The organism is Streptomyces sp. NPDC048696 (assembly GCF_043198895.1).
Classification (GTDB): domain Bacteria; phylum Actinomycetota; class Actinomycetes; order Streptomycetales; family Streptomycetaceae; genus Streptomyces.
Window position 1 is genome coordinate 279,872 of sequence record NZ_JBICVJ010000002.1, and the last position, 13,018, is coordinate 292,889.

The window sequence follows — 13,018 nt, forward strand, 5'->3', positions numbered from 1 at the left end:
TCCGCCCCGTGCCCGCTCCGACCACCTCCGCACCACAACCGCCGCACACATGGCGCAGACGCGCCCTTTCACGCAGTCCGACCAGTCGGTACGGTCCCTGCATGCCCTCTACGACTGAGCCCCCGCCGCCGGTCCACGGCCACTGCGACGCCCGTTTCTCGGCGGTCCGCACCGCCTTCGAGGAGAACTTCCGCCACCGCGCCGAACTGGGCGCGGCGGTCACCGTCCTCGCCGACGGCGAGCCCGTCGTCGATCTGTGGGCGGGCTGGGCCGACACCGCCCGCACCCGCCCCTGGGAGCGGGACACCGTGGTCAACGTGTGGTCGACGACGAAGGGGGTCACCGCCCTCTGCGCCCATCTGCTGGCGGACCGGGGACTGCTCGACCTCGACGCCCCGGTCGCCGCGTACTGGCCCGAGTTCGCCGCCGCGGGCAAGGACTCCGTACGCGTACGCCATCTGCTGGCGCACCGCGCGGGCCTCGCCGGGCTGCGCGAGCCGCACACCCTGGCGGGGCTCTGCGACTGGGAGCTGACCACCGCGCGGCTGGCCGCGACCGAGCCCTGGTGGGAGCCGGGGACCCGGTCCGGGTACCACGCCTTCACCTACGGCTACCTGGTCGGCGAGGTGATCCGGCGGGTCACCGGGCTGCTGCCCGGCGCGTTCCTGCGCCAGGAGATCACCGGGCCGCTCGGCATCGACTTCACGGTCGGCCTCGCCGGGAAGGAGGCCGGGCGCGCCGCCGAGCTGGTCCAGCCGCCGGTCGCCGAGAACAGTGAACTGGCCGAGCTGTTCGCCAAGTTGGAGCCGGTGGCGGAGGCCGCGCTCGGCAACCCGTTCGTCGGGGCCGACGAGGCCAACTCCCCCGAGTGGCGGGCCGCCGAGATCCCGGCGGCCAACGGCCACGGCACCGCCCGCGCGGTCGCCGCGCTCTACGGGATCCTGGCGCGCGGCGGCCGCTGCGGCGAGCGACAGGTGCTGTCGCCCGAGGCCGCCGAGCGGGTCCGCGAGGGCCAGGGACGCTGTCGTGACCTGGTGATCGGCGCGGGTATTCCGCATGAGACGGAGCTCGGCCTCGGCCTCTGGCTGAGCGGCCCCGACGGCTCGTACGGCCCGAACCCGCGCGCGGTCGGGCACGACGGCTTCGGCGGTTCCTGCGGCCTCGCCGACCCGGAGGCGGGGATCTCCCTCGGTTACGTCATGAACCGCATGGGCTGGCACGCCGTCGACGACCCGCGCAAGATGGCGCTCATCGACGCGGTGTACAGCGCGCTCTGACGCGTACGAGGCACGGGATGCTCAGGGGCGGCCCGCCGCCGGGACCGCCTCGCCCCGGCCCACCGGCCCGGGCGGGGTGCCGTCCCCGAACGGCCTGCCGCCCAGCACCTCGCGGTGATGGGGCGTCAGCCAGCCGGAGAGATCCGGACCCGCGGGCACGATGCCGGTCGGGTTGATGCTGGAGTGCACGAGGTAGTAGTGCCGCTTGATGTGGTCGAAGTCGACCGTGTCGCCGAACCCCGGAGTCTGGAAGAGGTCACGGGCGTACGCCCAGAGCACCGGGTCCTCCGTCAGCTTGTACCGGTTGCATTTGAAGTGTCCGTGGTAGACGGCGTCGAACCGGACGAGCGTGGTGAACAGGCGGATGTCCGCCTCCGTGATGGTGTCACCGACCAGATAGCGCCGCTCGGCGAGCCGTTCGGAGAGCAGGCCGAGCCGGCGGAACACATCGCCGTACGCCTGCTCGTACTCGTCCTGCTCGACCGCGAAACCGGCGCGGTACACGCCGTTGTTGACGTCCTCGTAGACGCCCGCCATGACCTCGTCGATCTCGTCGCGCAGCCGCTCGGGGTAGAGGTCGGGGGCGCCGTCGCGGTGCAGCGGGCGCCACTCGGTGGCCAGGTCCAGGGTGATCCGCTGGAAGTCGTTGGTCACCAGCTCCCCACTGGGCACGTCCACGATCGCGGGGACGCTGACGCCGCCGGAATAGCCGTGCTCGCGGGCCTGGTACGCCTCGCTGAGGTAGCGGATGCCGAGCACCGGGTCCCGCCCGTCCGGATACAGCGTGAAGCGCCAGCTGCGGTCGTCCTGGATGGGGTCGGCGACCGAGAGCGAGAGCGCGTCCTCCAGGCCGAGCAGCCGCCGGGAGACGAGGGCCCGGCTCGCCCAGGGGCAGGCCCGGCTGACGACGAGCCGGTAGCGGCCGTGCTCGACGGGCCAGCCGTCGCGGCCGTCGGCCGTGATGCGGTTGGCGAAGTGGCTCCGGGAGCGCTTGAAGCGCTTCGTCCCGTATCCCGCGTTGCCGTCGGTGCCCTCGAAACCCGCTGTGTCGCTGTCGTCGGGGCGGCTCATCCCCGTCTCCTTCCCGCTGGACTGACGTACATCCTGCGAGCCTTCCCCGTCGGCGGGATCCGCCCCGCCGAATGAGCCGCCCGGTCGAGCCCTGTCCCCCGTGAGAGCCTATCTGCCGGGCGTCGCAGCGCAGGCGGGGGTTCAAAGACAGGCTCTCAGGGCGCCCCGGCCACTAATTGAACGGGTCGAGGGTGACGTACGCCTGCTGCGGATTGCCGTCGTTGACCAGCGACTCGTGGTGGCCGACATCGTCGAAGGCGAACGCGTACGCCTTCGAGTCGGCCATCCGCGCATGGATCTCCCGGGCGTACTGGTTGGTCACCGCGTCCTGGTAGAAGTTCGCGGCGCCCGTGTCCGGCTGGTTCGGGTTGACCAGCAGCGTGGAGCGGTTGTATCCGGCGCAGAGCGTGCGCGAGATCGGTCCGCGTACGAGGTCGTTCGGCGCGTCGAGGAGTTTGTAGCAGCCGAAGACACTGTCGGCGTCGGGCCTCTGGAAGCTGGTGACGACCGCGCCCGCGCTGTTGGTGAAGTTCATGGCGGTGCCCGAGACACGGCCGAAGTACTTGGTGTTCGGCTGGTCCGCGAAGGGCGTGACGGTCAGCGTCGAGGTGCTGTACTTCCGCCAGACCCGGTTGATGTAGTCGTCCATGACGGTCTTCGCCAGGGCGCCGGTCTCGATCCCGTGGCCCGGGGACAGCGCGCGCAGGATCGTTCCGTCGGACCGGGTCTGGATCAGGTTGCCCCACCCGCCGGGCTTCGACTTGAGCGCGGTGAACAGACCGCTGTAGCCGCCCGGTTTGAGGTGACCGGTGGACGCGGTGGTGCCGTCGGCGCGCTTGACGCCCACGGCGTAGGGGGCCGAGAACATATCGACCTGTGTGCTGTTGAGCCACAGTCCGGCGTCGTTGAGTGTGTACTCGGACCAGTTGAACAGGATGTTCCGGTTGGGGTCGCTCGGGTTCTGCACCGCCGGCTGCACGAGACCGCCGGTGGTCAGCTTGAAGACCAGCTTCTGGCCATAGCTGAAGTAGATCCGGCCCGAGAACTTGGGTATCCGGATCGTCGTCGAGTGGCCGGCGGCCGGTCCGGCGATCGAGGCGTCGGGGGCCGGGGTGGGCGGGTTGCCGCCGGCGGGCCAGGGGTGGAAGGTGCCGTTCGCGTCGGCCCAGCCCTGCTGTCCGGTCGAGAGCAGCGTTCCGAGGTTGTAGAGGTAGACCGGTTCGCCGCGCCCGGAGTTGTTGGTGAAGGTGAGCGGGACGGTCGAGGGCACCGCGGCCGTGGCGGGGGTGGCGGCGGCGGTGGCCGTGAGGCCCGCCGCGACGAGCAACGCGGCGGCCAGGGGCGCCAGCAGCTTCTTCTGTGGAGACACGCTCCAACTCCTCATCAGATTCGGTGGGTTCCGTGGGGGAGGCACCGTAAGGAGGAATCACCCCCTCCGACCCGTGAGAGCGCTCTCAGAATCGTGGCCGGGAGGGGGTGTGTCAATGAGCGTGCGTCAAATTCCTTGAGGGAGATGGGGAGTTGGGTGGCGTGTTGTGTTCACTTGGTGTGGCGGGATGGGGGCGTCAGGGGATGCGTACGGGCCCGATGACCCGGCCCCGGTCGACCCAGCCGCCGTGGCCGTCGCCGCCCGCCCAGGCGTGGACGGAGGCGGCGTTGGTCGCCGGGTCGGCGAGGACGTAGTCGGCGTTGCCGTCGCCGGTGACATCGGTGAGGGAGACGCGCGCGGTGTCGGTGGTGCGGCCGGTGGTGGTGTTGCCCAGGTCGACCCAGCTGCCCCGGCCGTCGCCGCCCCGGTTGAGGAAGCTGCGGACGGCGCCGCTCGCCGTGATCACGCTGTAGTCGGGGCGGCCGTCGTCATCCAGGTCCGCGAAGCGCACCCGGCTCGCGTCGGAGGTCACACCGGTGGCGACCCGGCCCCAGTCCAGCCAGCCGCCGTGGCCGTCGCCGCCCCGGTTGAGCCTGACCCGTACCTCGCCGGTGGCGCCCAGCGTCACATAGTCGGCGCGGCCGTCGCCGTCGAAGTCCGCGAACACCACATGGCTCGCGTCGGCGGTCGTCCCGGCGGTCACCTTGCCCAGCGGCTTCCAGCCGCCGTGGCCGTCGCCGCCCCGGTTGAGGTAGACCCGCACGGCACCGCTCGCGTCCAGGACGATGGCGTCGGCGCGTCCGTCGCCGTCGAAGTCGGCGAACCGCAGCCGGGCCGGGTCGGCGGTGACGCCGTGCAGGACCCGGCCGAGCTCCTTCCAGCCGCCCCGGCCGTCGCCGCCCCGGTTGAGGCGTACGGCGACGGAGCCCTTGGAGTCGACGCTCACGTAGTCCATCCGCCGGTCGCCGTCGAAGTCCGCCCAGCGCACCTTGCCCGCGCCGCCCGCCTCGGTGCCGGCGCCGAGCGCGGGTCCGCCGGTCTCCCAGCCGTCGCGCCACACGGATTCGAGCGGCTTGTAGAACGCCCAGGCCATCCGCAGGAACCCGGCGTCGTTGGGGTGCAGCTGGTCGACGAACTGGGCCTGGGTGAGCGCGGGCGGCTCCACATAGCGGAACTTCTGCCCCGCCTGCCGCTCCGTCTCCTCCAGTTCCTTCGCCCGTACGTTGAACGCCTTGGCGGGCTCCTCCAGGCCACTGGTGGTCGGGATGAGGCCCATCACCAGGACGGTGACGCCCGGCTTGTCCGCGTAGATGCGGTCGACCAGGGCGGCGAGCCGGTCGGACGCGTGCGGCAGGTCGATGCCGCGGGCGATGTCGTTGATCCCGATGTGCAGGAGCACGACGTCGGGCCGGGCGCCGGCCATCCAGCCGTCGATACCGGCGGTGAGCTGGTCGATGACGTAGCCGCTGTGGCCCTCGTTGGAGAAGTCGGCGAAGCTGCCGGACGCCTTGGAGCCGACGAACCGTACGGAGTACCGCTTTTCGAGGCCCATGATCTTGTACAGCGGACGCCGGTACGAGGAGAGGGTGGGGCTGCCGCCGCCCCAGGTGATCGAGTCGCCGAGCGGCATCACACGCAGTACGGGAGTGCCCTTCTGTGTCGCGGCCGAGGGGCCCGCGGGCAGCGCCGCCAGGGAGAACGCGCCGACGAGTGCGAGGAGAGAGCTGGCCAACCGGATACGTCTCATGTCTTCCTCCAGTCGGGAAGGCGCCTGCGGCGCCCCCTCTTGACGGGGCATCAGTTGCCACGGCGGCTCGTGCGAGCACTACCGTCTCGCGTGTTCTTGTACAGCAGGAGAACCCGGCTGGTGCGGCTGACGGCGCCCGTCTTGACGCAGGTTGCACAAAGGAACGCCCCCTTGCCCGCATGACGCGCCGCGCGCACGGTACTTGCAGAACAAGAACGCGCGGATCGCGCGCCCGGCCCATTCGCACTCATGCGCCCAGGAGGTGGCTTCGTATGACGGAGTCGATCAGCCCGACCGTCGAGAAACCCGACACTGACGAATACCGCACGGACACAAGCGGCACCACCCTGCAGAACGCGCGCAGCGGTGCCGGTCAGCCACCCGCGACCCGGGGCCGCACGACGATCGCGGGCGGCGTGGTGGAGAAGATCGCCGGGCTCGCGGCGCGCGAGGTGCCGGGCATCCACGCACTGGGCGGCGGATTCGCCCGCACGATCGGTGCGATGCGCGACCGGGTGCCGCGCTCGCGGGCCGCGGTGAGCCGGGGCGTGAAGGTCGAGGTCGGCGAGCGGCAGACCGCCATCGACCTGGACGTCGTGGTGGAGTACGGCGTGAGCATCACCGCGGTCGCGGCGGAGGTGCGGGAGAACGTGATCGCGGCGGTGGAGCGGATGACCGGCCTTGAGGTCGTCGAGGTCAACATCTCGGTCGACGACGTCCATCTCCCGGACGACGGCGGGTCCGAGGGCGGCGAGGTCCGCGTGCAGTAGCGGCGAGCGGCACCCTTGCGTGTCCGGGACCGCCGACCCGCGGCGGTCCCGGACACGCCGTCCGATCACCAGGTCCGTCCGGACGGTGCCGAGTGCCGTGGCCTCAGATCGTCCGAAACGTGTCGGTGGTGCGCCGCCGGGCGGCGGCGCCGAGCCGTTCGCGCACCCGTCAGTCGCCCAGGTGTACCGGGATCTCCTGGTAGCCGTACGCGATGAACGACGGGACCTGGTTCAACTCGTCCGTCTTCGCGGCGAGTCGGAGGTCCGGGTAGCGGTCGAAGAGGGCCGGCAGGGCGGTCAGCGCCTCCATCCGCGCCAGCGGGGCGCCGATGCAGCGGTGCACGCCGATACCGAAGGCCAGATGGTCGTCGGCGGCGCGGGTCGCGTCGAAGGCGCCGGCGTCCTCGCCGTAGTGGGCCGGGTCGTGACCGGCGGCGGCGTAGGTGGTGACGATGGCGTCGCCCGCCGGGATGGTGACCCCGTCGATCGTGATGTCGGTGACGGCGAACCGCAGCGGCAGCGTGGCGATCGACGGGTGGACCCGCAGCACCTCGTCGACGACCTGGTCCCAGGTGATCTCACCGGCGCGTACGGCGGCGAGCTGGTCGGGGTGCTCCAGCAGGTCGACGACGGCGTTGCCGATGAGGTTGACCGTCGTCTCGAAGCCCGCGCCGATGACGAGCAGCAGCGTGTAGACCAGTTCCTCGTTGCTGAGCCGGTCGCCGTCCTCGTCCCGTACCTTGATCAGCTCGGTGGTCATGTCGTCGCCGGGCACCTCGCTCTTGAACGCGATGAGCGAGGGCAGCACCGTGGCGATCTGCTGCTGGACGGATGCGGCGTGCTCGGGGCTGGGATCGGTGGTGTCCATGATGTCGGCGATCAGCTTGGCCATGTCCTTGACCAAGTAGCCCGGCACACCGAAGAGTTCGCAGATCAGCCGCATCGGCAGCGGGTGGGCGTACCCGGCCTTGAGGTCGACCGGGTGCCCGGAGTCGGCCTCCTGGGCCAGGCTGTCGAGGAGTTCGGCGGTGATCTGCTCCACCCGGGCGCGCATCGCCTCGGTGCGCCGGGCCGTGAAGCTGGGCGCGACGAGCCTGCGCAGCCGGGTGTGGTCGGCGCCGTACGTCGAGAGCATGTTGATCACGCCGACCCAGCCCAGGATCCAGCCCCAGTCCGGGTGCTCGCCGAGCTCGGGCCAGAGCGCCCAGTGGCGCCTCGGGTCCTTGCTGACCTGGGGGTCGAGGATCAGCTTCTTGAGGGTGTCGTACCGCGTGGGCGCCCAGGCGGGGATGCCCCCCGGCAGCTCGACGGCCACCACCGGGCCCAGGGCGCGCAGCCGCGCGCTCTCGGCCGGGATGTCGGCGCCGAACGGGTCGAGTTGCACACGCGTGGACGAGGTCATGCTCGGTCTCCTGGCTGGTCGGGGGTGCGCGGGGTGAAGCGGACGGGCAGCGCCGTCAGGGAGCGGTGGAACGGGCCCGGGCGCCAGGTCAGGCGCTCGCGCTCGGTGGTGGGGTCGAGGTCCGGGAGCCACTGGGTGAGGCGTTCGATGGCCTCGGTCGCGATCAGCAGGGTGTGCTGCTTGACCGGGCAGCCGTGGTTCCCGGCCGACCAGGACAGATGCGAGGCGTCGTGGCGGTGGTGGGACCCGGCGAACTCGCGCTCGGCGAAGTGGCCGAGCGCGCCGTAGGAGACGACCACGGGCACGGCGGCCTGGATCCAGACGCCGTGGAAGCTCAGCGACTCGCGGGCGAAGTGGATCCCGTAGTTGGACAGCGGGGTCTCGTAGCGCAGCACCTCGGCGACGGCGTCCGCGACCGGGCGCGAGCCGCTGGTGAGGGTGGAGTAGTAGGCGGGGTTGCCGAGGATGCGCGAGAGGGCGTTGGAGACGAGGTTGGCGGTCGGCTCGTGGCCCGCGCCGAGGGTGAGGAACACCTGCCAGGTGACCTCCTCGGGGGTGAGGGCCGCCGGGTGGTCGAGGAGCCGGCTGGTCAGGTCCTCGCCGCGCTGGGCACTCTTGGCGGCGACGAGTTCGAGGACGTAGCGGCCGTACTCCTGCTCGCCCTGCGCCGCCCGGTCGCCGCCCTCCATCATCTGGCCGAGCGCGGCGTCCAGACGGCCGCTCTCGCTGTCGGGCAGGCCGAAGAGGTTGTTGAAGATCAGCGCCATCAGGGGGCGGGCGAACTCCGTCACCAGGTCCGCCTGCCCGGCCGGGCCGAACCGGCCGACCAGGATGTCCACCGCGCGGTGCACCCGCTCGCGCAGGTCGTGCGGCTCCACCAGGTCGAAGGCGTCGAGCAGGGTGCGCCGGTAGCGGATGTGCGCGTCGCCGTCGGCGAACAGCGCGTTGGGCCGCCAGCGCATCATGCCGAGGATCGGCGAGTCCTGGGCGACCGTGGACTCCCAGGGCCTGGGGTCGTGCGAGAAGGTGTCCGGGTCGTGCAGCAGGTCGAGGGCGGCGCGCCGGTCGGTGACCACGTACGCGGGGACGCCCGGGGCGAGTTCGGCCCAGCCGATCGGGCCCTGGGCCCGCAGCGCCGCGTAGTAGGCGTGCGGGTCGACGGCGAAGCCCTCCTCCCACAGCCGCACCGGCGCGGAGAGCGAGAAGGCGGCTGCGGGGGCGGGGTATGCGGGGTGCGGGTTCACCGGGTCTCCGGGCGGTTGCGGGCGATCAGGTGCTGGACGAGGGCGAGCAGCGCGTCGATGGAGGAGTTGGTGTCGCGGGCGTCGCAGATCACCATCGGGGTGCCGGGCTCCAGGTCGAGCGAGCGGCGCAGCTGTTCCTCGGTGTACGGGCGGGAGTCGGGGAAGGTGTTGAGGGCGACCGCGTACGGCAGTCCGGTCTCCTCGACCAGGCCGAGCACGTCGAAGGAGTCGTCGATGCGGCGGGTGTCGACCAGCACGAGCGCGCCCAGCGCCCCGTAGGCGATGTCCGCCCACAGCGAGCGGAATCGTTCCTGCCCGGGGGTGCCGAAGAGATAGAGCACCACTCCCCCGCCCAGGCTGATCCGGCCGAAGTCGATGGCGACGGTGGTGGTGGTCTTGTCCCGTACGCCGGCCAGGTCGTCCACCGCGACCGACGCCTCGCTCAGATGCTCCTCGGTGTGCAGCGGACGGATCTCGGAGACCGAGTCGATCAGCGTGGTCTTGCCCACCCCGAAGGGGCCCGCGACGAGGATCTTCACCAATTCGCGGGCGGTGTCGGGCAGATGGATCCCGGCGGCCCCGGTCGCGCCGGTGGAGCCGGGACTACTGCTTGAGGGCGCGGAGGCCATCGGCCACTCTCTTCAAGAGGTCGGGGGCGGGCAGGGCGGCGACGGGGACCGGCGGGCGGGCGCTCACCAGACCCTGGTCGACGAGGTCGGCGGCGAGCACGCGCACGGCGGAGACCGGCAGCTCAAGCAGGGCCGCGGTCTCCACCACGGTGAGCGACCCGCCGTCCAGGACGTCGAGCAGGGCGTGCTGGGCGGCGGGCAGCCCGGCGGGCTCCGGGCCGCCCCCGCCGGTCAGCACCGACAGGCGCTCCAGGCTGTTGCGGCTCGGCCGGGCGACGCCGCCGGTGGAGAGATAGGCGGGGACCAGCGGACGGCCGCCGCGACGGGCGGTCATGCCTGGACGGCGCCGTCGGCTCCGCGGGGCGCGGCCGCCATGGTCTTCTCGCCGAGCCGGGCCACCTGGGAGTGGACGCGGTGGGCGAGCAGGTCGAGCCGGACCTCCGGGTCGCCGTAGGCGGCCACACAGGTGCCGTGCGCGGTGGGCGCGAGAAGGATGTAGCCGTGGTCGGACTCGATGACGACCTGGCGGATCCGGGCGTCGTCCTGGTCGGCAAAGGCGGCCGCGGCGGTGCGGCAGGCGCCCTGCACGGTGCTCATGATGGCGGCGGTGCGCTCGGCGGACGCCTGGGAGAGCGCCTTGGTGTAGCCGGAGACCAGGCCGTCCCGGGTGAGCAGGACGGCGGCGCGTACATGCGGGATCTCCAGGATCGCGTCGAGCACCCACGCCGTCTCGCCGGTGGTTCCGCTGTTCATCGCGGTTCGTTCCCTTCGGTGGGGGCGGCGGAGCGGGCCGCGGCGGTGCCGGACTGCAGCGCGCCGAGCGCGGCGGCGGACTCCTCGGGGGTGCGGGCGGGGGCCGGGGCGGCCTCGGCGGGCAGCGCGACGGCCCGGCTGCGGCGCCGGCGCTGGGGCAGCGCGTCGCCGTCGGGCGCGCTCTCGTGGGTGATCGCGCCGCTCGCGTACGGGGCGAGTTCGGGCGGGTACGGGGCCGCGTGGGCCGGGGCGGGCGGCAGTGCGGGGTGCGACGCGGGCTGCGCCTCGGCCTGGCGCGTCGAGCGCGGGGCGGCCGCGGCGGGCGGGCGCGCGGCCGGATCGAGCCGGCTCAGCAGATGGTTCTTGACGAGGAGCACCGCGCGCACCCCGCCGTACGGCGAGGGCGAGGACAGGTCCACCGAGAGGTCGAACTGCCGGGTCAGCTGGCCGATCGCGGCCAGGCCCATCCGGGGCGGATCGCCCAGCTCGGACAGCAGGATCGGGTCGGTCCCGGCCACCATCCGCTGCGCGTAGGCGCGTTCGTCGGCGTTCATCCCGACCCCGGCGTCGTCGATGGTGACCGAGACGCCGTGGTGGGCGCGCTCCAGGTTCACCACGACCTCGGTGTCCGGCGCGGAGTGGCGCAGCGCGTTGTCGAGCAGTTCGGCGACGATGATCGCCACGGGCTCCACGGCGTGCGAGACGAGCGCGGTGCCCGGCTCCAGATGGTTGTGGACCCGGACCCGGTGGTAGCCGACGAGCCGGGACTGGCCGCCGGTCACCGCGTCGACCAGGTGCGACTCCTCGCGGGCGAGCCCGACCCAGGCGCCGCAGACGACGGCGGTGACCTGGGCGCGGCGCAGCGACTGCTCGTTCTCATGGTCGAGTTCGAAGAGCGTCTGGGCGAGTTCGGGGTCGTCGTAGCGCCGCTGGAGCCCGCGCAGCTGGTCCTGGAGGCGGTAGAGACCGGCCTGGATCTCACGGGTGGCGCCGCGCATGCCCGCGCGGGCGGCGGCGTCGACGCGCTTGCGCTCCTGGGTGACGGCGGCGAGGACGCCTTCGAGGACGCCGTCCAGGCCCGCGCCCAGTTCGGTGCCCGCCACATCGGGGTGGAGCGGGCCCGGCACCTGCACATGCGGATGCGCGGCCCGCGTCGCCTCGGCCGCCACACGCCGCTCGGCGAGATGCGCGACCTCGGCGGCGTACGCCCGGGAGACCCGGCCCACTTCGCCACGCGCGCCGTCCACCTGGGAGCACAGCGAGGCCATCTCCTCCTGCTGGCGGGCCACCCGGCGCCGGGAGCGCAGCAGCCCGCCCCCCAGAACGAACGCGGACAGGGTCCCGGCCGCCAGGCCTCCGGCGGCCAGGTCCGGTATCTCAATCATCTAATGGACCTTCAGGGGGATCAGAAGGAGGGCATGCGCACGCGCGCCCCGGGGAGGCGAACATGCCCAGTACACACTGTCATTGACCGGTCCCGCACTGTTTTACATGAAGATCGGTTCGAAAGCTGAACGCGGGGGTCCGATTCTGTCCGTTAGGGGTGGTTGAAGAAGTTCCGGACGCGGTAGCGGCGGCGCCGGGACTCGCCGGGGTACTCCTCGTCGTCGTTGTCGTCCGGGTGGTGGAGGACCGTCCAGCTCACCGCCGAGACCGCCGGTTCCAACGACAGCCTGCTCACCGCCTCTTCGAGCATGCTGTCGTCGCGGCGCTCGGTGGTGAGCTCGGCGGCCACCGTGACCTTGCCCGGGGTGTCGGCGTCCTGGCTGAGCACCGAGCGCAGCCGAAAGCCCGGCCGGCTCAGGGCCTGGACGGCGAGGGTGCGCACATGCGCCTCCTCCGGCTCGGCGCACACCACCTCGAACAGATAGTCCGTACCGACCTCGACACCGCCGTGCGGCTCACGGTCGAGCCGTCGGCCCAGCGGCCGCAGCAGCAGGTTCGCCCCGACCACACCGGTCGTCCCGAGCGCGGCCACCCCGTAAAGCCCGGCCCCCGCGAGCGAGCCGACCGCCGCCGAACACCAGAGAGTGGCGGCGGTGTTCAGGCCGCGTACGCTCAAGCCGTCGCGCATGATCACACCGGCGCCCAGGAAGCCGATGCCGGAGACGATCTGCGCGGCGACCCGCGAGCCGTCGTAGCCCGAGGTGCTGGTCGCGCCCGTGAAGCCGTAGATCGAGAGCAGCACGAAGAGCGCGGAACCGGCAGCCACCAGCGCGTTGGTCCGCAGCCCCGCCATCCGGGCCCGCCACTGGCGCTCCAGGCCGATGATCCCGCCGTAGCCCAGACCGGCTCCGATATTGGCCGCCGTTTGCCACTCGTTGAGCATGTTCCGTACCCCTCGCCGTCGCGCCGTCCCTCTCCTATCGGCGGCTCGGGGCGCGGTGTTGAACGGGGTTAGGCTGGCCGGGCGGGGCCGCGGGTACGGAGGGGAAGCTTGGAGATCCGGAACGCTCAGGAGCAGGCCTGGGAGAACAAGCTGGAGAAGGGGTTCAACGTCACGGACGTGCCGCTGGAGTTCGGTCTGCTGAGCGCCGAGGTGGGCGAGGCGTTCACCGCCTGGCGCAAGCGGCTGCCCGACTTCGGCGAGGAGCTGGCCGACGTCTTCCTCTATCTGGTGGCGCTGGCCGAGATGAACGGCGTCGACCTCGACGACGAGGTCGCCCGCAAGCTGGAGAAGAACCGCCGCCGACGCTACGAACGCGACGAGCGGGGTGTGATGGTCCGGGTCGCGGAGGGGTGAGACGGGCCGCCCG

General features: G+C 72.1%; 13 protein-coding genes. 3 read left to right on the forward strand and 10 right to left on the reverse strand.

Going from position 1 to position 13,018, the window contains the following annotated elements; genetic code table 11:
• Positions 1–101 precede the first annotated feature (101 nt).
• The gene (locus tag ACGFRG_RS04330) at positions 102–1,277 is read left to right on the forward strand and encodes a serine hydrolase domain-containing protein (RefSeq protein ID WP_361423766.1); all 1,176 of its coding nucleotides are present in this window, start codon (positions 102–104) and stop codon (positions 1,275–1,277) included.
• 21 nt (positions 1,278–1,298) lie between these two features.
• Here the strand turns inward: ACGFRG_RS04330 and ACGFRG_RS04335 are convergent, their stop codons facing one another.
• The 3 genes from ACGFRG_RS04335 to ACGFRG_RS04345 all read right to left on the reverse strand — a co-directional run bounded on the left by ACGFRG_RS04335 (position 1,299) and on the right by ACGFRG_RS04345 (position 5,464).
• Positions 1,299–2,348 (reverse strand): glutathione S-transferase family protein, encoded by a 1,050-nt coding sequence (locus tag ACGFRG_RS04335; RefSeq protein WP_393261194.1) that lies wholly within the window; start codon positions 2,346–2,348, stop codon positions 1,299–1,301.
• Between the two features lie 172 nt (positions 2,349–2,520).
• Complete coding sequence (locus ACGFRG_RS04340; protein ID WP_393261196.1) at positions 2,521–3,717, reverse strand: glycoside hydrolase family 64 protein; 1,197 nt, start codon at positions 3,715–3,717, stop codon at positions 2,521–2,523.
• Positions 3,718–3,913: 196 nt separating this feature from the next.
• Positions 3,914–5,464: an FG-GAP-like repeat-containing protein gene (locus ACGFRG_RS04345; RefSeq protein ID WP_393261198.1), complete on the reverse strand. Its 1,551-nt coding sequence runs from the start codon at positions 5,462–5,464 to the stop codon at positions 3,914–3,916.
• 272 nt (positions 5,465–5,736) lie between these two features.
• Here ACGFRG_RS04345 and ACGFRG_RS04350 point away from each other — a divergent pair, with 272 nt between their 5' ends.
• Positions 5,737–6,234, forward strand: a complete 498-nt coding sequence (locus tag ACGFRG_RS04350; RefSeq protein WP_361423754.1) for an Asp23/Gls24 family envelope stress response protein — start codon at positions 5,737–5,739, stop codon at positions 6,232–6,234.
• A 169-nt stretch (positions 6,235–6,403) separates the two neighbouring features.
• Here ACGFRG_RS04350 and ACGFRG_RS04355 read toward each other — a convergent pair whose 3' ends face one another.
• From ACGFRG_RS04355 to ACGFRG_RS04385, 7 genes are all read right to left on the reverse strand, one after another.
• Complete coding sequence (locus ACGFRG_RS04355) at positions 6,404–7,636, reverse strand: cytochrome P450 (protein ID WP_361423751.1); 1,233 nt, start codon at positions 7,634–7,636, stop codon at positions 6,404–6,406.
• A complete protein-coding gene (locus ACGFRG_RS04360) occupies positions 7,633–8,880 on the reverse strand; it encodes a cytochrome P450 (protein WP_393261202.1) in 1,248 nt (415 codons plus the stop codon). Before ACGFRG_RS04360 ends, ACGFRG_RS04355 begins: the two co-directional genes overlap by 4 nt.
• Entirely contained in the window at positions 8,877–9,509 is a 633-nt protein-coding gene (locus ACGFRG_RS04365) for an ATP/GTP-binding protein (protein ID WP_361423745.1), read from the reverse strand. The genes ACGFRG_RS04360 and ACGFRG_RS04365 overlap by 4 nt, the downstream gene beginning before the upstream one ends.
• Positions 9,484–9,843, reverse strand: coding sequence for a DUF742 domain-containing protein (locus ACGFRG_RS04370; protein ID WP_361423742.1), 360 nt, complete (start codon positions 9,841–9,843; stop codon positions 9,484–9,486). The genes ACGFRG_RS04365 and ACGFRG_RS04370 overlap by 26 nt, the downstream gene beginning before the upstream one ends.
• Positions 9,840–10,262 carry a roadblock/LC7 domain-containing protein gene (locus ACGFRG_RS04375; protein WP_361423739.1) on the reverse strand — a complete coding sequence of 141 codons (423 nt, stop codon included), beginning with the start codon at positions 10,260–10,262 and terminating at the stop codon, positions 9,840–9,842. The genes ACGFRG_RS04370 and ACGFRG_RS04375 overlap by 4 nt, the downstream gene beginning before the upstream one ends.
• Entirely contained in the window at positions 10,259–11,647 is a 1,389-nt protein-coding gene (locus tag ACGFRG_RS04380; protein WP_393261206.1) for an ATP-binding protein, read from the reverse strand. The genes ACGFRG_RS04375 and ACGFRG_RS04380 overlap by 4 nt, the downstream gene beginning before the upstream one ends.
• A 152-nt stretch (positions 11,648–11,799) precedes the next feature.
• Positions 11,800–12,591 carry an MgtC/SapB family protein gene (locus ACGFRG_RS04385; protein ID WP_361423733.1) on the reverse strand — a complete coding sequence of 264 codons (792 nt, stop codon included), beginning with the start codon at positions 12,589–12,591 and terminating at the stop codon, positions 11,800–11,802.
• A 108-nt stretch (positions 12,592–12,699) separates the two neighbouring features.
• On the opposite strand from ACGFRG_RS04385, the gene ACGFRG_RS04390 reads away from it, so the two are divergent.
• On the forward strand, positions 12,700–13,005 hold the full coding sequence (locus ACGFRG_RS04390) for a MazG-like family protein (protein ID WP_361423730.1): 306 nt from the start codon (positions 12,700–12,702) through the stop codon (positions 13,003–13,005).
• Positions 13,006–13,018: the final 13 nt, after the last annotated feature.

Bases quoted from the DNA above. Each gene is read 5' to 3' on its own strand.
- ACGFRG_RS04330 (WP_361423766.1), top strand. From the start codon at position 102: ATGCCCTCTACGACTGAGCCCCCGCCGCCGGTCCACGGCCACTGCGAC.
- ACGFRG_RS04335 (WP_393261194.1), bottom strand. From the start codon at position 2,348: ATGAGCCGCCCCGACGACAGCGACACAGCGGGTTTCGAGGGCACCGAC.
- ACGFRG_RS04345 (WP_393261198.1), bottom strand. From the start codon at position 5,464: ATGAGACGTATCCGGTTGGCCAGCTCTCTCCTCGCACTCGTCGGCGCG.
- ACGFRG_RS04350 (WP_361423754.1), top strand. From the start codon at position 5,737: ATGACGGAGTCGATCAGCCCGACCGTCGAGAAACCCGACACTGACGAA.
- ACGFRG_RS04355 (WP_361423751.1), bottom strand. From the start codon at position 7,636: ATGACCTCGTCCACGCGTGTGCAACTCGACCCGTTCGGCGCCGACATC.
- ACGFRG_RS04365 (WP_361423745.1), bottom strand. From the start codon at position 9,509: ATGGCCTCCGCGCCCTCAAGCAGTAGTCCCGGCTCCACCGGCGCGACC.
- ACGFRG_RS04370 (WP_361423742.1), bottom strand. From the start codon at position 9,843: ATGACCGCCCGTCGCGGCGGCCGTCCGCTGGTCCCCGCCTATCTCTCC.
- ACGFRG_RS04375 (WP_361423739.1), bottom strand. From the start codon at position 10,262: ATGAACAGCGGAACCACCGGCGAGACGGCGTGGGTGCTCGACGCGATC.
- ACGFRG_RS04380 (WP_393261206.1), bottom strand. From the start codon at position 11,647: ATGATTGAGATACCGGACCTGGCCGCCGGAGGCCTGGCGGCCGGGACC.
- ACGFRG_RS04385 (WP_361423733.1), bottom strand. From the start codon at position 12,591: ATGCTCAACGAGTGGCAAACGGCGGCCAATATCGGAGCCGGTCTGGGC.